The organism is Ruegeria sp. O6 (assembly GCF_056535045.1).
The window spans coordinates 255101-273242 of sequence record NZ_JBQERM010000005.1 but is presented as its reverse complement, the minus strand read 5'-3'; the positions used below and the strand labels follow the sequence as shown (position 1 = coordinate 273242).

Genomic DNA, 18142 nt, shown 5'->3' with positions numbered 1-18142 from the left:
AACGCCGCTTGCTGCATCATCAGAACGCGGCGTAGATTGAAACTGCGGCGAGCCTGATCCTCCTAAGCCAATCAAACGCTCGTGTTCCAAATCATTCGATGACGGACACGCGGCACCGATGCTCGTGGCTTCCGGGGTGTTGGACGACTATCAGCGCTTGGGTACGTGCAACAGCTAATTTTCCGCTCACGCTCCAAAGGAGACACCAAGGTGGTCGAGGCGACATGGGATGGTCGAGCTATCAAGCGCATGCTCGCGTCAACCGACACCGAAACTGAACTCCGTACGATTGTGAAAGAAGCGGTCTCGCTGAAACTACTTGACCCTGAAAGCTATCCTGAACACTTTTTTGAAGTGGAGCTAGTGAAACCGCGTCGGATTGCAAACGATCGGCTTTTGAACGAGATTGAAATCGGCGCCTTTGTTGGCCAAGTCTGCCCTTGTCCATTCTCACCGGAGTTTGCATTTGGCGAAGAAATCGCCGGGCTTCTCGCTCCATATGGTAGGGCTGGGAAATACTATAACATCCATATCAACGGTTCTGAAACACCTGTATATCGTCCCTATCGAAATGAAGTGGCTTACTCCGATACCAAATCGGCAGCGCTACGCAATCTAAAGTCATTTAAAATCGAGGGTATTGAGGGAGAGACTGCGGCAGTAGGCTGGCTCATCCACCATGACTATCAAGGGGCAATCCCAGTTTCGCAGGGTGTTCGCGGGCTGCGAGCGCGGGTTGGTAACATACAGGTTGGGCACGATCGGCTGTTTCTAGAAGTCTTTCCAGAAGATCGTTTTTGCTCATGGTCAATTGGTGAGGTTCATGTTCTGGATGCACGGGTTGTACCAAACGGACGGCGAGATGAGTTTGAAAGCAATGCTCATTTAGACAATATCATAGCTCACCTTCGCCCTATCGGCGCCGAAGTGGCCCGAGAATGCCGTGTTTCTTCCCAAAAACGCAATCGGCTAAAGGTGTTCGAGTTTGGTGCTGGCAAGGTGTACGAGAAGCTGGATGTTCTCAAGCAGGGCGCAGTCTCCGAGCGTCTTGCAAAATCACTAAAGGCAGAGATTGGTATGTTGCTTTCGGATATGAGGAAAGCGATTGAATTTGATCTCTTCGAGGATGAAGACCGGAAGGCGCTACGCGGACGACAGCTTCAAATTGAGGAAGCGGTTAACGTACAAGCGGCCAAAGTCGAAGGTGAGATACTTGAAAGCATCCCAGAAGAGAAAAGGGAAATCTACAAGGAAGTTTTTAGTCTGATATACGAATGCTCGGCAAACCAAATTGCAGCAAAGAGTCTTACCGATCGTATGCTAGACCGCCTGTCGCGTTCGTAACTGCCAATTCCACCGCCTGTTGTAACAGGTTTTCCATAGTGGCAGGTGGAGCTTGCCGAGGGGAGGGCTGCCTAGTCCAACTGTAAGTAGCCAGCACGGGCTGTAGTGGAAGCTCCAGCCCTTCAATATATCATTTGGTAGAAGTGCAAGTTTGGCAAAGCAACCTTTGATCTGAATCCCTAAAACTCCTCCAAATTTGTGTAGAATCCCCTAAACTGAAGGGCCGTCAAACAAAGATGAGATTTGCAGACAGCCTAGAGTGGAACAAAAGGGGCCCCAGCTGGGCGTCAACACTGCGCCTGGTGAGATGGCTACGCTCTTGCATATCTTTAAAGCAAGACAAGCTCTTTACAACCTGGAGCAGATACTGTGAAGTGCAAAAAAACCGAAAACACTTAAGATTCAATACTGTAGAGAGGCGAGACTTTGGCGGAATCCGGACCCTTTCAGCTGCAATCGGCTCGTTTCGTGATGGACGATGGCCTTCCACAAGAAATATCGTTTCTGGGTCCAGGAGCTGACCCAGAAAAGACGCACATCACTCTAATAGCTGGGGCCAATGGGACTAGTAAGAGTCGAATTCTAGCGTGTCTTGTTGATCGTATTTGCGAGATTAACGATGGGATTTCAGATCAAAGAAGCGCTAAACGGGTTGGGGCAGGCGGGAACCATGGGCTCGTCTGTGATCAAATTAGCATTCGTGGGCAAACAGATCGCAACCAGAATCAAGGTGACAAACTGGTTCAACTTCCATCTAAGGTTCTAGTTCTTTCAAACCTTGTGATGGATCGGTTTCGTTTTGTTCAAAGTTCGCCTAGTGAGGACCAGTTCTATCAGTACTTGGGAGTTAGGCAGGCAAGTAACCTAACCACAACTGGTTCGATGCAACGGTCGGTTTCCGAAGCTGTAATGAACCTATATCAGGATAACGCCAAACATCAGTTGTTTCAAAAGTGGTTAGAGTTGGTATTTGGTGGGAGTCGAGAGGTTGCACTTGTTTTCGATCGCGTTTCCCGTTTCGAACTTGAAAAATATATTTCCGATCCTGAGCGAGAAGAGCGCATTGTTGAGCGCGTAATACGAAGACGGGGCAGAGCTCGCGTAAACGACCCAAAATACCTTCAAAGCATTCGCGAAGCTGTGCCTAATTTGATACATCTTTTTGAATTTTTGCTTGGCAGAGCGGAAGATATCGAATTCACCTCTGAGAGAAAAACAGGCCGAAGAAGCCTAGTCTTGCGCCTTGATGCGCTGCCTAAACGCGCTTTGAAAGAACTTGCCGAGTTTAGTTCTGTATTCACAGAGGCAGTACGGTTTGGCTTGTTTTCTTGGCCAACTGTTTCAATAGAAGGCAATGCAGAATCGGGATGGACGGACTTCGGGCAACTAAGCTCCGGGGAACAGAATATATTGTCTACCGGTGCCAAACTGGTATCTCATGCTGAACCTAGCTGCTTAATTGCAATTGATGAACCAGAAGTGAGTCTTAATACATCCTGGCAACAGCATTACACAGACCTTGTTGCACAATCTCTTTCCGAAGCACCGGGAAGCCATGTTCTGATCGCGACTCATTCTCCTCATCTTATTGCGAGCCTCCCTTCCGGTGAAGCGAGTGTCATTCTAATCGAGAAACAAAGCGAAGGTCTAAAAACATCAACCGTCGATGCTGAGTTTGAAGGCTGGGGTGCAGAAGCAGTCCTTTACCAAGTTCTCGATATTCCGTCTGCTTCGAGTTTCAAGTTTCAAAGGGAGCTCGCCTCAATTCTCTTGCACATTCAAGGCGATGGGCAGAGTAAGAAGCTTCTTGATGACTTCTTAGAAAAGTCAGACCGGTTAAACTTTGAAGGCCTCGATGCTTTGAAAGAGGTGGTGGAATCCATCAGACAGTATCGGGAAAAACTCGGATGAAGAGACTGAATATTCCGGCTTTCGACTGGGCTGTTGTGAGAGAGTTACGCACTAAAGTCGACGATATTGAAACCGCGCAGAAGCACTGGAAGCGTGGCTACGGCAAATATAAAGCGTTCAAAGAACAAGTTACGGATGCGATGAAGGCCGAGCAATCTGATCGGTGCGCATATTGCGGCACAAGGCTTCATGAAAAGCGGCCTCACAGGGATCACATAGCGCCCAAAAGCCCACACTTTCAGTGGACCTTTTGGCCCATTAATCTTGTGCTGGCCTGTTACTGCTGCAACGTTGATTGCAAAGGCGAAATTGACACCGTTGCTGTAATTTCAAAGAGCTATCGCAGAACAGTCTTCACTATCGTGCACCCATTCTTGGATGATCCAGCAGAGCATTTGGATTTCGAAATCGCTGAAAAATCTATATTGGTTAAGCCGAGGCATGGTTCTGCTAAGGGGGCCAATACCATATCTCTATTTAATCTAATGGACCCAGAACGGGCCAAAGAGAGAGCAAAGGACCTTTTGCTAGACGACGACATTGAACACCTTCAAGGGGTTAATCGTGAAATGATGCTTGCTGCTATGAAGGATCTAGGTGGTACTCGTATAGTAATGAAGCCAAACCAGTAGTTGCAAAAAAGGTCGAATTTCTGAGCACTCCGCGCTTCGTTTTTGGAGCTCAACAAAATGGACCTTACTTGCCTCGCAAAAATTGCCCGAAACTCCTTAGTCTCGGGCGCCCAAGCTCTTCTCACAAGACGTCACTACGGTTTGTAATAGATAGCGTCGAGCATTGCAGCGCGGCAGTCCCAAAGTTCTGCAAGTGTCCCTGTTGGGCGAGGCGAGGTATACCATACGGATGTTCGTAGCGGCTCAACCACCCTATCCCAATAATTCTCGAGACCGAGTGTCGATTTTGGAAATGCTAGCGCGTCGGAGAGGCCGTCACGATTTGGGTTGCTTATGCATACAAATGTGTCGGGCCTCTTCATCGCCAATAGTCTGGTCGCGGTTGGTACACCGCCGACTCGAGTGCTGTGCTCAAACGCTTTTATGAATTTACTACAGAAGTCTTCATATTGGTTTCGAGTGACATCGCCGTAGCGTGGGATGCTATCCACAGCTTGAGTGAGGAAGATGTCCTTTGCTGCGATGCGATTGGCAAAATCTCCCATTCCGCCCATCGCACCGAACCATTTCCAATCGTGCTTGTCTAAACCTTGTTCACGTTTCTGTTTAGATCCAATTACACCGGCAATAGCCTTCCATTCTGCACTTGAGAGCGTGCCAAACGAGTTCACTCTTGCGAACATAGTTTGAAACTCGCGAAGTAAACTCAAACGGGCATCATAGTTGTGATATGGGCTGGATTTTACCGCTTTGACATATTCCCTCCAGTTCATGCGAACGAGCGGTGAGTTCAATTGGTCGGCTGACAATCCATCACCAGGGAGAATTGGATTTTTGGGTTTTCGTAGTGGTTTGGCTGCGTTGTACTGAAGTCTGTAGCTTATCGCGATCTGCTTTGTAATTGGCTTTCGCAATTCGGCATAGTCTTCCAGACATTTTCGAACTTGTGTGAATACGCCTGCAGATTTTGGCCCTTAAATGTGGGCATTTGCTTCCCAATTTCGGTCGAGCCCACCCGCCGTAAAGTTCGAACTACCAATTATGGCTTCTGCGGTGTCGCCAGACTGAAAATAGTAAAGCTTCGGATGAAACGTGTTGGCTCCACCGTCAGCGACATATGCATTTTTTGTATCAACCAACGCATCGATAAGGTCGGGGTCTGTTTGGCAAAAAGCCAATCCAAAAGTGACTGATCGGAACTTATGCTTGTTCATTAGTATGCGTTTCGAAATCGGCCCGTTTGAGCCCCAAGCAACAGCAAGAAAAATCTCGTCATGTTGATCAATCAGTTTTTTCAGCTTCTTTGCAGTGCCGCCTGCATCTAAAAGTTTAACGCTCATGTAGCAATCTCTAAATGGTTGTTTATCTTGCGTATGTAACTGAATAATATGCAGGATTCTGTTCCGCAATATGACCACTCGCTGAGGAGCACCTAAAATCCTAGTCACAAGAACGCTCAGCGGGTTGAAGCTTTTTGTAGGCCTTCTTCTTTCCGCTTAGGCCCAATTGAATTGCCTAAGTCGATTTTCGGCCTCCCTGTGCTTCGAGAAACTCATTTTGACTGGCTGAACCTCAAGCTGCCCTCAAAGATGTCGTAATCCCCGCAATGCTCTCCAATTCCATCAGACCGGGATTGCCCAGAAGGTGTCTCGTAGGAGGACCGTCGATGGGGTGGGGTCAATTAGTAGGGCCCTACTAGTTAGGTTAGTAGGGCATTAGTAGGGCGCGTTCGTCAAAAGTTCTGAAACGCCGTGCGATTACGTCCAAAGGTGAAGTCGGAATTAGTCATGCAATTGTAAGGTCTTATGAGGTTGTCTGCGGTTCTGTCTGGTGCAGTGCAAAATCTCGACGTCAAAATTCGTAATGATGGGGTCGGGGGTTCGAGTCCCTTCAGCGGCACCACAAGTTTCAGTATCCACGCTTTGACGCAAACCCTTCGACTTCCGGTCGGGCCGGTTCAGTGCGGAGAATCGTGTTATGATATTGGCAAGCACTGCGTTTTCTATCACCGTACCATATCGTCTGGTCGACCAAGTATCGCTATAAGGTGCTGACCGATGCGGTGTGACTGCGGGTGCGCGCCATCGTCCGTCAGGTCTGCCACGAGAACGAGGTCGACATCTTGCGCGGGGTGTTGTCGAGCGATCCCGTACATTTGTGCGTGTCGGTGCCGCAGAATATTGCCATCTCGGGTCTGGTGCGCAAGATGAAGGGCCGTTCGTCTCACAAGGTGCAACGGGAGTTTCCCGCGCTGCGCAGCCGCTACTGTGGACGCCGGTTCTGGGGCAGGGGGTATTTCTCAACCACCAACGGCGCCATCACCGAGAACATCGTGCTGCAATACCTCGAAAACCATATCGCCGATCCTGCCGACGCCAATCTGTAGTCGTTTAGTCCCGGCATTATATGAATTGAGGATAAGTGTTTGATATTGTGCCTTGGCTTAGACAATCACTTTGATCGCTTCCTGTGCGCCCACGCCGAACACCCGTTTGTATCGCTCGATCTGATCCGCAGGGCCCATTGCCTTTTCCGGATTGTCCGACAGCTTTACCGTCGGGCGTCCGTTTGCGGATACGGCTTTGCAGACCAGTGAGAACGGTGCCAGCGCGTCATGAGGGACCAGTCCGCGGAAATCGTTGGTCAGCAAGGTACCCCAGCCGAAAGATACTTTGGTGCGGTCCGCAAACTGTGCATGCAATTCCTGAATACTGCCTACGTCCAACCCGTCCGAGAAAATGATCCGTTTTTGGGTCGGGTCCTCTCCGCGCGCTTTCCACCAGTCGATGGCCACCTCGGCGGCGGTAGCCGGGTCGCCGCTGTCGATACGAATACCGGTCCAGCCCGCCAGCCAGTCGGGCGCGTTGTCCAGAAAGCCCTTGGTGCCGTAGGTATCGGGCAGGATGATGCGCAGATTGCCGTCATGTTCGTCGTGCCAATCGCTGAGAACGTCATAAGGGGCCTGCGCCAGTTCGGCATCGGTGTCGGCCAACGCGGAATAGACCATCGGCAGCTCATGCGCGTTGGTGCCGATGGCCTCAACCTCACGCCGCATCGCGATCAGGCAGTTCGATGTCCCAGTAAACGCGGGGCCGAGCCCTTCTATCATCGCCTGCACACACCAGTCCTGCCACAGGAAGGAATGCCGTCGCCGCGTGCCAAAATCCGCGATGCCCAAACCGTTGATCGTACTCAGCTTCTCGATCTTTTCCCACACGCGGGTCATCGCGCGGGCATAAAGCACCTGTAGCGCAAACCGGCGCATGTCGTTCAGCACCGCGCGCGACCGCAATTCCATCAATACCGCCAGCGCCGGAATTTCCCACAACATGACCTCGTGCCATTTGCCTTCGAAGGTCAGTTCGTACTGATCGCCTTTGCATTCAAGGTGGTAAGGCGGCAGGCGCATATTCTCGAACCATTCCATGAAATCGGAACGGAACATCTGGCGCTTTCCATAGAACATGTTGCCCCGCAGCCAGGTGCTTTCCCCCCGGCTGAGATTAAGCGAGCGGATATGATCCAGCTGTTCCCGCAACTCGCCTTCATCAATCAAACGGGCCAAAGGCACGTGATTCGACCGGTTGATCAGGGAAAACACCACGTTTGTTTGGGGCTTGTTTCGAAACACTGACTGGCACATCAGCAGTTTGTAGAAGTCTGTGTCGATTAAAGACCGGACAATCGGGTCAATCTTCCATTTATGATTGTAGACACGGGTCGCGATGTCGACCATGGGGAACTCCTGCGATTTCCGTAGTTAGATCAATCGATTTCGGGAATGGCAAGAGTCGCTGATTTGGTGACAATGCCAGCATGACGTCACATTACGGGCTTATTGTGCAGTGTCTTCGCCGGTTAGTGAGAAAAGGGGATGGTAAGACGAAACTGAGTTTGTGAATGGGTCTCGAGTACGATTTTGACATTGTTAATGTAGCACTGAACGAAATTGACCCGGAGAAGCTGGGGTCAGACTCTGATGTGGAACGCCAGGTGTGTGCGGTGTTTCGCGACATCAGAACAGCCGATGCGCTACGGGGAACATCGCCGAAAATCCGCAAGATTTTCCTGGATGCGGGGTTCAGCCTCGAGTCGCGGAACAGCGGCATCGTGCCCGGTGTGTTTCCGGCCGAAGATCAGGTGGACCGGGTCAGGATTCTGCGTTCTCTGTTTGAGAACATAAAATCGCGCGGCGTTCAGGGGGAGTATTGCGGCGAGTTCAACCTGTGGGACTTTCTGCATTACATACGGATGGCGCAGCCCATGGCCGGGATCGTGCGTACGCGTCAGGTGCGCAAACCGCCGCCACCGCCACAGCAGCCCGTTTCGGCACGTCGGCGTTCTATTTCGGGGCGTATCGGGCTGGCGTTCGGGCTGGCCGTTATTCTGTTTGTGACGATCAAGCTGCTGGCAGCTGCCGGGGCGACACCTTAGGCCAGCGTAACACCGGCATCGCGCATGGCCTGCTCGGCGGCAGCCAGCGATCCGTCCATGTCAATCGCGCGGCAGGCATCCATCCGGACTGTGACATCAAATCCCAACCGGGCAGCGTCTACAGCCGAATAGTGAACGCAGAAATCGGTCGCCAATCCAACCAGTGTCAAACGGGTGATGCCTCGGGTTTCAAGATAGCCTTTCAGGCCTGTTGGCGTCTGATGGTCGTTTTCGAAAAACGCCGAGTAGCTGTCGATGCCACTGCGAAACCCCTTGCGCAGGATCAAATCGCCATCGGTGCGCAACTCGGGGTGAAACGCGGCACCTTTTGAGCCCTGAACGCAATGGTCCGGCCACAGCACCTGCGGGCCATAGGGCATGTCGATCAACTCCAACGGGCTTTTGCCATTGTGCGAGCTGGCGAACGAAGAATGCCCCGCCGGATGCCAGTCCTGCGTCAGGATCACGGCGTCGAACTCCTCCATCATGGTATTGATAGACGCGACGATTTCGTCTCCTCCGGCCACTGCCAAGGCACCGCCCGGGCAGAAATCGTTCTGGACATCGATGACAAGCAGGGCATGGGTCATGGCGGCCTCCGTATAACTGCCTTATCGGTAGGGGGCAGGGGCCGGGGCGTCAATGCAATCCCTTGCGACTCCGGGTTTGCGGGGGTAGATCGCGCATATGTACACGATCGCTGCCCTCTATCACTTTACCCGATTCCCAGACCCCGTCACACTGCGCGAACCGTTGCTTGACCTGTGCCGCGCGCAGTCCGTCACGGGAACGCTGTTGCTGGCGCAGGAAGGTATCAACGGCACCATCGCAGGTCCACGCGCCGGGATCGATGCGGTATTGGCACATATCCGGGCCTTGCCCGGTTGCTCGGATCTGGAGTGGAAAGAGGCGACCTCGGACCATCCGCCTTTCGGCAAGATGAAAGTGCGGCTGAAGAAAGAGATCGTGACCATGGGTCAGCCGGATGTCGATCCGCGCGCCCGTGTCGGCAACTATGTCGATCCGCAGGACTGGAATGATCTGATCCGTTCGGACGATGTCGTGGTGATCGACACCCGCAATGACTACGAAGTGGCGATCGGCACGTTTGAAGGCGCAATAGACCCTGAAACAGCCAGCTTCCGCGAATTTCCTGCCTGGTGGGAGGCAAACAAGGACCGCTTTCACAACAAGCGCGTTGCCATGTTCTGCACCGGCGGCATCCGGTGCGAGAAGTCTACCAATTACCTGCTGGGGCACGGGGTCGATGATGTCTATCACCTCAAAGGTGGCATCCTGCGCTATCTTGAAGAGATGCCATCCGAAGACAGCTCGTGGCAGGGTGAATGTTTTGTGTTCGACAATCGTGTCTCAGTAGGGCACGGCCTTGTTGAAGGACCGCACAAGCTGTGCCATGGCTGCCGTCGCCCGATCCTGCCCGAGGATATGAAACGCCCCGAATATGAACATGGCGTGTCCTGTCACCAATGCATCGACGAGACCTCCGAGGCCGACAAGAAGCGCTTTCGTGAACGGCAAAAACAGATAGTGCTTGCGCGCAAGCGGGGCGAGCCGCATTTGCGTCAGGACTGAAAGCGGGTTGCAGGCCCTTGCTTTAGGTCGGATGATCACCCTCAGACTAGGCTGAGAGAGCGTTCATGCATCGCAAACCCACAACTTTGGAAGAATGGAAATCGACCCTGATTGCGGCATTGGGGCTGGTTCTGACAAGTTTTCTTGCCTGGTTCGGGTTGTCGCGCCTGAACGAAACCGCTGCGGGTGACATGATCGGAACAATCGCGTCAGTTGGCCTGCTGATCTGGCTGGTGTCGCAATCCTGGTACTACATGACACAGGTGAAATCGCCGCGACGGCTTTTGTTCCTGATGGGCGTGTCATTCATCCAGGTCGTCCCGTTCCTGTTCGCCGCCGTCTACGGGGCTTTTGGGTACAACGACAACTGTGTGGTCGGGGCGCAGGGTCCGGGGGATGTCCTGTATTTTTCATATGTCACCTTCACCACGGTCGGGTATGGCGACATGTCCCCGACCGGCCTGTGTCGCGGGCTTGCCGTGTCCGAGGCTGTAACCGGTTACATTCTGCTGGGTATGTTTGTTGCGGCGGCGGTTGCGCTTTATACCCGCAATCATGCGCCAGAAGACCCTAAGTAAGGGTTATCTGTTGTGATCAATCCAGCGGGACATCATTTTCTTGTCCCGAAAACACTCGGACGGGATCGGGCGGTGCTTGCTGCGTGAGATCCGTTCGGCGAATGCCACCTGCTTGCCCGTCGGGTAATCGTCGAATTGCGAGGTGCCGCGCTGTTTGTGGGCCGAAATCCAGTCGGACAACAACCGCCTGTCGCGCTGCGCCTCGACCGGGATCTCAAGCGCTGATTTCTCGGCAATGGCGCGCGCATATCGCATCTGCCGGTCTGTTACCGGAAGCAGATGGTAGTCGTTGTTTGGCCCGTTCAGTGCCACGTGGCGCATGTGCTGGGTCATCGGTTTGTCCTCTGACTATGTGGAACATATATAGAACATTAACCAAAAATTTCAAGGTTTGTGAGCGATGGCAGGCGTTATCTTGCCGCTTGGATGATTTTATTGACTGGCTAGTCAATAACCGTTAGGGCCGATTCCAAACGACCAAATGCCCCGTCCGGACGGGTGTTTAAGAAAAGGACACGGTATGAAGTTTCAGCCCAAGGCCAGCCATTTCATTGACGGCGCCTATGTCGAGGATACCGATGGCGCGGCCATTGACGTGATCTACCCCGCTACCGGCGAGGTGATTGCCCGCCTGCATTCGGCGACACCGGCGATTGTGGAAAAGGCTCTGAACAGCGCGAAAACGGCTCAGGCAGCCTGGGCCGCACTGACTGGAACGGAACGCGGCCGCATTCTGCGCCGCGCGGCCGACATCATGCGCGACCACAATTATGACCTGTCGGTTTTGGAAACCCATGACACCGGCAAACCGATTCAGGAAACTACGGTGGCAGACGCCACATCGGGTGCGGACGCGCTGGAGTATTTCGGCGGGTTGGCCGCCTCTCTGACCGGCGAGCATATTCCGCTGGGCGGTGGCGATTTCGTCTACACCATCCGTCAGGCGCTGGGCGTTTGCGTCGGCATCGGGGCGTGGAACTATCCCACGCAGATTGCCTGCTGGAAAGGTGCCCCGGCGCTGGCCTGCGGCAACACGATGGTCTTCAAGCCCTCGGAAACGACGCCTCTTTCGGCGTTGAAAGTGGCCGAGATTCTGGTCGAGGCCGGCGCACCCAAAGGTGTCTACAACGTGATTCAGGGCTATGGCGACGTGGGGGCCGCGCTGGTCACCGATCCGCGTGTGGCCAAGGTCTCGCTGACCGGATCGGTGCCGACAGGCCGCAAGGTTTATGCCGCGGCGGCTGACGGTATGAAGCACGTGACCATGGAACTGGGCGGCAAATCTCCGATGATCGTCTTTGACGATGCCGACATCGAAAACGCGGTGTCCGGCGCGATCCTTGGCAACTTCTATTCATCGGGCCAGGTCTGTTCCAACGGCACCCGCGTCTTTGTGCAAAAAGGGATCAAGGATGCCTTCCTGAAACGCCTGTCCGAACGTCTGGCCAACGCCAAAATCGGCGATCCGATGGACGAGAACGTCAGCTTTGGTCCGATGGTCAGCGAAAACCAGTTGAACATCGCGCTGAGCTACGTCGACAAAGCCAGGGCCGAGGGCGCAAGGCTGGTCTTTGGCGGCAACCGGATCGAAGGCGGCGGTTTCTACATGCAGCCGACCGTTTTTGCTGATGTGACCGATGACATGACCATCGCGCGCGAGGAAATCTTTGGCCCCGTCATGTCGGTGCTGGATTTCGACACGGAATCCGAGGTCATGGCCCGTGCCAATGACACCGAATTTGGTCTGGCCGCAGGCGTCTTCACCAATGACCTGACCCGCGCGCACCGTGTTGTGGCCGGGTTCGAGGCGGGAACCTGTTATATCAACACCTATAACCTTGCCCCGGTCGAAGCCCCGTTTGGGGGATCGAAGATGTCGGGTGTCGGACGTGAGAACTCGAAGCTGGCGATCAACCATTTTTCGGAAATGAAAACAGTCTACGTTTCCATGAATGACGTCGAAGCCCCTTACTAGGGTCTTTTCTTCGTTCGTTTTCCTCTGTTCCCGACATTTGGCGTCGGGAACAGAGTACAAGCCCGCCCTTACCTGTGGCTGACTTTCCTGTACCGGCCCCGCCCGACAGGAGAGTTCTCATGACGCATAACCCGCAGACAAATACATTTTCCAGGGTTGCCGATTTCACGCTGACCCGCGCGGCCTCGGACATGCCTGAAAGCGCACTAGAGGCTGCGGCGCTGATGATGCTCGACACGATGGGGATCCTGATCGCATCCGGCCCGATGCAGGCAGGCGTGATCGCGCGGGACACGGCGGCATTGCTTTATGCCAGTACCGATCCTGCATATGGCGCACGGATGTTGTTCGATGGCCGCACCGTCAGCATGGCGGGTGCTGCCTATGCTGCCGCCACGCAAACCGACAATCTGGACGGTCACGACGGATATAACCCCACCAAGGGCCATATCGGGGTGGTCGTGTTGCCAGCGCTGGCCGCACTGGCCGAACATTGCCCGAATCTGACCGGACCCGAGGCTTTGGCGGCGGTCGTTGCCGGGTACGAGGTGGCCGGGCGCGCGGGCCTGTCGCTGCACGCAAGTGTCAGCGATTACCACACATCCGGTGCCTGGAACGCGCTTGGCGTGGTTGCGATGGCGGCGCGCCTGCGCGGATTTTCTGTCGACCAGATGCGGCAGGCGATGGGAATTGCCGAATATCACGGTCCACGCAGCCAGATGATGCGCGAGATTGCCAACCCCACAATGCTGCATGACGGGTCGGGTTGGGGCGCGATGGTGGGGCTGTCCGCCGCTGTTCTGGCCGAACGCGGCTTTACCGGCGCGCCCGCCATCACAATCGAGGCGGAAGAGGTCACACCCTACTGGGAGGATCTGGGAACCTTTTGGCAGGTCGAACATCAATACGTGAAACCCTATCCGATCTGTCGCTGGGCCCATGCCGCGATTGATGGCGTGCGCGCTGTCATGATCGCGCATGACCTGACCAGCACGCAGATCGAAACTTTGCATATCAGCAGCTTTCATCAGGCGGCCTGCCTTTTTGCGGGACTGCCCGAAACAACTTCGCAAGCGCAGTATTCCCTGCCATTTGCCGTGGCAGTTCAGGCCGTTTACGGGCGCATCGGCGTTGAACAAATCTCAGGGTCTGGCCTGTCTGATCCTGCGGTCGCCAATCTGATGTCCCGCATCACGGTCGCGGAAAGCGAACACCACAGCGTCCGGTTTCCCGAAGGGCGCTGGGCAGACGTCACGATCACGGCAACGGATGGCCGTGTTCTGAAATCCGGGGATATTCATGCCCGCGGCGGCCCCGAGGCCCCCATGTCACGGGACGATGTCATCGCCAAGTATACGCAGTTTGCGGCCCCCGTGCTTGGACAAGATCGTGCCGACCGCATCCGTCAAGTGATACTTAGTTGGCCGGACAAAAGCGCGCGGTATGCAGACCTGACACCGCTGATTTTTGATCCACCAGAACCGTGAACCGCGCCCCGTCCCGCCTGCAACGATCCGGGCAACTGGACCGGTTGGCTGGGAAACCTCACTCCACCCTGACCGTGTTCAGCATTTCGACGATCCTCTGCCGCGTTGCCAGACTGTCCTCCAGCAGGCTTCCCGCATCCGCCAACGGCTTGCCTGACACGCGAACCGGCGTGGCCAAAAGGGCCTCGGAGGTTTGGTTGAGGCTTGCGTACTTTCCGTCAGAGGGCCCAATCCTTTCCTCCGGTAACCCGGCCAGCCATAGGTATCGGTTTGCTTCTTCCTGTTGCCCGCGGTTCTGCATGAGTTCGGCCACCGCCGCATAGTCCTGCACCTTGTCCAACGCCTGCGCCTGCAGGACGAGCGCCTCGTCCGAGGTATCATTGGCCAGCTCAAGCATGGCCTGTTGCGGGCGGTCCGACAACAACGCCGCACGGGCGCGCAGACGGGCACGCTCTGACCGCCGGGCCTGATCTTCAGGCCTGTTTGCCAGCGCAACGGCCTGATCGGCAAAGCCAAGCACGGCCAGGCGTTCGGCCAGTGTAATCACGGTATCCGTGGATAGCGCCGCCGCCCGACCCGACTGCTGCACCAATGAGACCTGACGCAAAAAGGTAAGGTCGTCTGAGCGTTCTGCCAGCAGTTGCAGGTGACGGTTGAAAGCGCTGTTGCTGTCCGAACCGTCTGGCAAAGACTGGATCACATCGAATGCGCTGTCGAAATCCTGGCTCAGACCCAGGGCAATCGCATGGGTGCGGTTCATCATCGGGCCCAGTTCAGATCGCCGGAACTCGATCGCGTAAGACGCGGCCAGTTCAAGTTCCCTTGAAGACACAGTCTTGCGGTCGGACCACCGCTTTTCCACCAGCCGCGCCAAAGCCAAAGGCGCTTCGCTCTTGGCCCCGGCCGAGGTCGCGACTTCGGTCAACAGCGCCTCTTCAAGGGCGCTGTCGCCTTCGGCTTCGGCGACGCCAGCACGGGCCAGCGTGGTGTTCGGGGACGGCTTCTGTTCAACCCGGTCGACCGAACGCATGATTCTTCGCGCGACCTCCAGTTCCTGCGCGTCTGTCAGGATATCCGAAAGTCGCGCGCCAAGGTGGCGGCGAAGATGCTCTGGCAGCTTTGCAAAGCTGTGTTCGATGGCTTCAAGATGTGCATCAGGTGCCAGCTTTCCCTCAGATAGCACGGCCCAAAGTGCGACGTCGCTGTTGCACCGTTGCTGGCCCCTGAATGGATTTGAAACCTGTGCTGGCCGCTCATCCACCAGCCGTGCAATCCCTTCAACACGTCCAGCCTCATCAGGTGGGGGGGGCAATAACTGCAAAACCTTCAGCGCCTCGGCCCCAAAGCCGTTATAGGCATAGAGCTTTGCCAGCTTCAGCGCGCTTTCCGCGTCAAGACGGTCGAACTCTTTGTATAGGGCGGTGCGCAAGGCGGACACCTGCTCTGGAAACGGGCGCGTCCCGGACCATGTCGTGAACCCGAGTTCAGCCGTTGAGATACAAACCGGGTTGTTATCGATCTGCTGCAAACCAGAGTTCAGAATGTCCTGCAGATCATCCAGAACCGAGGTCACGCGGATGTTCGATGTCAATCCGGGTAACAGCGTCACGGACTCGGACGAGGCAGAACGGCGCGGTCCGACAGGTGCCAAATTCAGGTCCAGCAGCTCACGATCCGCCCCTTGCACCAGACGGGTCGACAACTGATCCCTGATCCCGTGCGTCTTCCCGGTCAGAAGCGGCAGGTCCAGCTGGGAAAGAAGCTTGTGTTCCGCGGGAGAAGCTTTCGGCGCTGCCGGTTTTTTTCGGGTCGGCGGAGGGATTTCCGCAAGCAAGGGCGGCAGAGCTATTGCTGGTGCAATGTCCAAAACGATCATCGAGTTTCGAAACAGGAACGCCGACGCCGTGCAGTCGCACCCGAATTCCAGCTCAAGCGCACTACCGGGTTGCGCCTGCGACAGCGCGGCCAGCCGATCTGATGTCAACCGCCCGAACACCGAACCCGCCCGAAATGTGACATCCTTCAGGTCAATTGCCAGCTTGGCGCCGTTCTTGCGTTGGCTCAGAACCCAGCCCGTATCCGGTGGAACGGTGAAAACCAGCCGGGTGTAGCCGTCATGTTCACCGGACCGCACAGTCACCTCTTCAGAGGTTGCGGCCGTTGCAAGTGTGATCAATGCTGCAACCAGTATCGCGGTTTGCCTCATGCCGCGGCCCGTTTGAGCTCTTTCAACGCATCCTCAAGCTCAGAGAAATCAGGGCGGTTATGCGTTGGTGTGTTCTGGCGTCCGACCTCAATGCACATAGCAGCATTGTGGTTGTGCAAGTTTGCAACCAAAACTTCCTTGATCAACTGATAGAAGTGGTTGTCTTCCTCGACAACGGATTTCAGCTTGGCCGCAAAGGGACCAACCAGACCGTAGGCCAGAAAGACACCCAGAAACGTACCCACAAGGGCGCCGCCGATCAGTTTTCCCAGAACTTCCGGTGGCTGATCAATGGACCCCATTGTCTTGATTACCCCCAGAACGGCGGCGACAATTCCAAGCGCGGGCAGGCCGTCGGCCACGGTTTGCAAGGCGTGGCTCGAATGCAGGGCATGGTGGAAATTCGCTTCCATCCGTTTCTCAAGAACCTCTTCGACCTGATGCGGATCGTCGTAATTCATCGCCGCGGACCGCATCGTGTCGCAAATCAGATCAACCGCTTCCTTGTCGGCCTGAATTCTGGGGTAGGACGAAAACAGGTCCGAGCTGCCGGGGTCTTCGATATGCTGTTCCACCTCTACCGGATTGGCGCGGGCAATGCGGATGAGGGAAAACAGCAGGCACAACAGGTCGCGGTAATCCTCGGGCTTCCATTTCGGGCCTTTAAAGACCTTCCCCATGTCCTTGATCGTGTGTTTCACGCCGCCGATGTCGTTGCTGATCAAAAAGGCACCAACCGCGGCACCACCGATCATCATCATCTCAAACGGAAGCGACTTTAGAATGATGGTCATCTTGCCGCCAGCGGCCAGATAGCCGCCGAAGACCATCACGAAAATGACGACAATTCCAACTATTCCAATCATCTGAGATCTCCGGCTATGTGTGTTGCAACTGCGGGGAACACGGGCGACTATTCCTGAGGGGCCGAGGCGTTTCGGCCCGCCATGACAACGCTGATCGTATAGGCCGCTTCGGGGCTGAGCCCCGCCAGAACCCCGGCTGCCGCATCCGGTGACATGCGTGACAGAAACCCGGCGGCAAAGGTCGGGTCCATGGTTTCGAACAGCGCAGCCGCGTCTTTCGGCTTCATGTTCTGATAGACATCGGTCAGGCGCGTCAGGTCGTTTTCCGCCGCCCTGTCCGCCAGCGCCAGAGTGGTGCGCAACGACTCCTCGGCCTCCTCAAGCGCGGCCATGCGCATCTCGATAGCCTGACCCGCGATTTCCAGAGCGTTTTCCCGCTCGCGCAGCATGTCTTCCTTTTGTTTGACACGCTCTTCCCGGCGCAAAAGCTCTGTCAGCAAAACCTGCATGTCACGGGTGTCGGACGGGACGGGTTCATCGTGTTCCGCCTCAGGTTTGGCTGGTTTGGCAAAGGCGGGTCCGGCTTCCAGCCCGATGCGGATAGCGGCCGAGCCGATCATCAGCAATGAGATCACGGCAAGCACCCCTCCGCGGGGCCGCGCGTTGGGAGTGTTGATCCGCGGGCGGCTCATGCCTGCGCCTCGCCTTGCTTGCGGTCATGCCGGAAGAACATCAGCCCCTCAGGTGCGCGTGCCTGTTCTTGGGGCGCAGCGGCTTCGCTGGCCTGCGGCTCGGGTTTGCCTTCGTGCTTCACGCTCTCCGGAACTTCGGTGATGGTGCTTGTCGCTGAAATCTCTGCCTCGGGTTGGGGATCAGCGTCTTTTTCGGGCACGACGTCGTGCATTGACGCCATCATGAGTTCCAGCCGCTGTGCCACCGTTTCGGCGCGCCCCGTCAGCGCCTTAAGCTGGTCGCCTGACTGATCAGAGGCGTTTCGCGCATCATCCAGTGATTTCCGCAGCTCTTCCGCTTGGGTTGACAACACCGCTACCGCGCCGCCGACGCCCTTTTCAAGATCGGCAAAACGCTTGAGACGGCGCGACAGCACAAAACAATACAGACCCGCACCCATGGCGCCGGCGACCAGCAAAATATCCGCAATCAGCTCCAATTTCG

Annotated in this window: 17 protein-coding genes and 1 pseudogene; 9 read left to right on the top strand and 9 right to left on the bottom strand. The window is 55.4% G+C overall.

Annotated elements, in window-relative coordinates:
• Positions 1 to 210: 210 nt before the first annotated feature.
• The 3 genes from ACR0DY_RS09550 (at position 211) to ACR0DY_RS09540 (ending at position 3887) form a co-directional block, all read left to right on the top strand.
• Positions 211 to 1344 (top strand): hypothetical protein, encoded by a 1134-nt coding sequence (locus ACR0DY_RS09550; protein ID WP_480547202.1) that lies wholly within the window; start codon positions 211 to 213, stop codon positions 1342 to 1344.
• A 471-nt stretch (positions 1345 to 1815) separates the two neighbouring features.
• A complete protein-coding gene (locus ACR0DY_RS09545) occupies positions 1816 to 3255 on the top strand; it encodes an AAA family ATPase (protein WP_480484543.1) in 1440 nt (479 codons plus the stop codon).
• Positions 3252 to 3887 (top strand): HNH endonuclease family protein, encoded by a 636-nt coding sequence (locus tag ACR0DY_RS09540; protein ID WP_480484544.1) that lies wholly within the window; start codon positions 3252 to 3254, stop codon positions 3885 to 3887. Before ACR0DY_RS09545 ends, ACR0DY_RS09540 begins: the two co-directional genes overlap by 4 nt.
• A 134-nt stretch (positions 3888 to 4021) precedes the next feature.
• On the opposite strand, the gene ACR0DY_RS09535 is transcribed toward ACR0DY_RS09540, so the two are convergent.
• Together ACR0DY_RS09535 and ACR0DY_RS09530 are read right to left on the bottom strand one after the other, a co-directional pair.
• Entirely contained in the window at positions 4022 to 4801 is a 780-nt protein-coding gene (locus ACR0DY_RS09535) for a hypothetical protein (protein WP_480827026.1), read from the bottom strand.
• Positions 4802 to 4861: 60 nt separating this feature from the next.
• Positions 4862 to 5227, bottom strand: coding sequence for a phospholipase D family protein (locus ACR0DY_RS09530; RefSeq protein WP_480547206.1), 366 nt, complete (start codon positions 5225 to 5227; stop codon positions 4862 to 4864).
• Between the two features lie 582 nt (positions 5228 to 5809).
• Between ACR0DY_RS09530 and tnpA the strand changes: the two are divergent.
• Positions 5810 to 6273 (top strand): annotated as a pseudogene (gene tnpA / locus ACR0DY_RS09525) (IS200/IS605 family transposase).
• A gap of 57 nt (positions 6274 to 6330) precedes the next feature.
• Here the strand turns inward: tnpA and pncB are convergent.
• A complete protein-coding gene (gene pncB / locus ACR0DY_RS09520; protein WP_480554357.1) occupies positions 6331 to 7623 on the bottom strand; it encodes a nicotinate phosphoribosyltransferase in 1293 nt (430 codons plus the stop codon).
• 164 nt (positions 7624 to 7787) lie between these two features.
• Here pncB and ACR0DY_RS09515 point away from each other — a divergent pair, with 164 nt between their 5' ends.
• On the top strand, positions 7788 to 8321 hold the full coding sequence (locus ACR0DY_RS09515) for a hypothetical protein (protein ID WP_480474314.1): 534 nt from the start codon (positions 7788 to 7790) through the stop codon (positions 8319 to 8321).
• Here ACR0DY_RS09515 and pncA read toward each other — a convergent pair.
• Positions 8318 to 8911 (bottom strand): bifunctional nicotinamidase/pyrazinamidase, encoded by a 594-nt coding sequence (gene pncA, locus ACR0DY_RS09510; RefSeq protein ID WP_480898154.1) that lies wholly within the window; start codon positions 8909 to 8911, stop codon positions 8318 to 8320. The genes ACR0DY_RS09515 and pncA overlap by 4 nt on opposite strands.
• A 97-nt stretch (positions 8912 to 9008) precedes the next feature.
• On the opposite strand from pncA, the gene trhO reads away from it, so the two are divergent.
• The gene (gene trhO, locus ACR0DY_RS09505; protein ID WP_480547212.1) at positions 9009 to 9914 is read left to right on the top strand and encodes an oxygen-dependent tRNA uridine(34) hydroxylase TrhO; all 906 of its coding nucleotides are present in this window, start codon (positions 9009 to 9011) and stop codon (positions 9912 to 9914) included.
• A gap of 65 nt (positions 9915 to 9979) precedes the next feature.
• Positions 9980 to 10492 carry a potassium channel family protein gene (locus ACR0DY_RS09500; protein WP_480487029.1) on the top strand — a complete coding sequence of 171 codons (513 nt, stop codon included), beginning with the start codon at positions 9980 to 9982 and terminating at the stop codon, positions 10490 to 10492.
• 3 nt (positions 10493 to 10495) lie between these two features.
• On the opposite strand, the gene ACR0DY_RS09495 is transcribed toward ACR0DY_RS09500, so the two are convergent.
• Positions 10496 to 10825 carry a hypothetical protein gene (locus ACR0DY_RS09495; RefSeq protein ID WP_480547214.1) on the bottom strand — a complete coding sequence of 110 codons (330 nt, stop codon included), beginning with the start codon at positions 10823 to 10825 and terminating at the stop codon, positions 10496 to 10498.
• Between the two features lie 187 nt (positions 10826 to 11012).
• Here ACR0DY_RS09495 and betB point away from each other — a divergent pair, with 187 nt between their 5' ends.
• A complete protein-coding gene (gene betB / locus ACR0DY_RS09490; protein WP_480484552.1) occupies positions 11013 to 12467 on the top strand; it encodes a betaine-aldehyde dehydrogenase in 1455 nt (484 codons plus the stop codon).
• Between the two features lie 119 nt (positions 12468 to 12586).
• Positions 12587 to 13954 carry an MmgE/PrpD family protein gene (locus tag ACR0DY_RS09485; protein WP_480484553.1) on the top strand — a complete coding sequence of 456 codons (1368 nt, stop codon included), beginning with the start codon at positions 12587 to 12589 and terminating at the stop codon, positions 13952 to 13954.
• A 58-nt stretch (positions 13955 to 14012) separates the two neighbouring features.
• On the opposite strand, the gene ACR0DY_RS09480 is transcribed toward ACR0DY_RS09485, so the two are convergent.
• The 4 genes from ACR0DY_RS09480 to ACR0DY_RS09465 are packed head-to-tail and all read right to left on the bottom strand — an operon-like array spanning position 14013 to position 18137.
• Positions 14013 to 16160 carry a hypothetical protein gene (locus ACR0DY_RS09480; protein WP_480547216.1) on the bottom strand — a complete coding sequence of 716 codons (2148 nt, stop codon included), beginning with the start codon at positions 16158 to 16160 and terminating at the stop codon, positions 14013 to 14015.
• Complete coding sequence (gene motA, locus ACR0DY_RS09475; protein ID WP_480484555.1) at positions 16157 to 17026, bottom strand: flagellar motor stator protein MotA; 870 nt, start codon at positions 17024 to 17026, stop codon at positions 16157 to 16159. The genes ACR0DY_RS09480 and motA overlap by 4 nt, the downstream gene beginning before the upstream one ends.
• Before the next feature lie 47 nt (positions 17027 to 17073).
• Complete coding sequence (locus tag ACR0DY_RS09470) at positions 17074 to 17658, bottom strand: MotE family protein (protein ID WP_480484556.1); 585 nt, start codon at positions 17656 to 17658, stop codon at positions 17074 to 17076.
• Entirely contained in the window at positions 17655 to 18137 is a 483-nt protein-coding gene (locus tag ACR0DY_RS09465; protein WP_480484557.1) for a hypothetical protein, read from the bottom strand. The genes ACR0DY_RS09470 and ACR0DY_RS09465 overlap by 4 nt, the downstream gene beginning before the upstream one ends.
• Positions 18138 to 18142 lie beyond the last annotated feature (5 nt).

Bases quoted from the DNA above. Each gene is read 5' to 3' on its own strand.
- ACR0DY_RS09545 (WP_480484543.1), top strand. From the start codon at position 1,816: ATGGACGATGGCCTTCCACAAGAAATATCGTTTCTGGGTCCAGGAGCT.
- ACR0DY_RS09540 (WP_480484544.1), top strand. From the start codon at position 3,252: ATGAAGAGACTGAATATTCCGGCTTTCGACTGGGCTGTTGTGAGAGAG.
- ACR0DY_RS09530 (WP_480547206.1), bottom strand. From the start codon at position 5,227: ATGAGCGTTAAACTTTTAGATGCAGGCGGCACTGCAAAGAAGCTGAAA.
- pncB (WP_480554357.1), bottom strand. From the start codon at position 7,623: ATGGTCGACATCGCGACCCGTGTCTACAATCATAAATGGAAGATTGAC.
- ACR0DY_RS09515 (WP_480474314.1), top strand. From the start codon at position 7,788: ATGGGTCTCGAGTACGATTTTGACATTGTTAATGTAGCACTGAACGAA.
- pncA (WP_480898154.1), bottom strand. From the start codon at position 8,911: ATGACCCATGCCCTGCTTGTCATCGATGTCCAGAACGATTTCTGCCCG.
- trhO (WP_480547212.1), top strand. From the start codon at position 9,009: ATGTACACGATCGCTGCCCTCTATCACTTTACCCGATTCCCAGACCCC.
- ACR0DY_RS09500 (WP_480487029.1), top strand. From the start codon at position 9,980: ATGCATCGCAAACCCACAACTTTGGAAGAATGGAAATCGACCCTGATT.
- ACR0DY_RS09495 (WP_480547214.1), bottom strand. From the start codon at position 10,825: ATGACCCAGCACATGCGCCACGTGGCACTGAACGGGCCAAACAACGAC.
- betB (WP_480484552.1), top strand. From the start codon at position 11,013: ATGAAGTTTCAGCCCAAGGCCAGCCATTTCATTGACGGCGCCTATGTC.
- ACR0DY_RS09485 (WP_480484553.1), top strand. From the start codon at position 12,587: ATGACGCATAACCCGCAGACAAATACATTTTCCAGGGTTGCCGATTTC.
- ACR0DY_RS09480 (WP_480547216.1), bottom strand. From the start codon at position 16,160: ATGAGGCAAACCGCGATACTGGTTGCAGCATTGATCACACTTGCAACG.
- motA (WP_480484555.1), bottom strand. From the start codon at position 17,026: ATGATTGGAATAGTTGGAATTGTCGTCATTTTCGTGATGGTCTTCGGC.
- ACR0DY_RS09470 (WP_480484556.1), bottom strand. From the start codon at position 17,658: ATGAGCCGCCCGCGGATCAACACTCCCAACGCGCGGCCCCGCGGAGGG.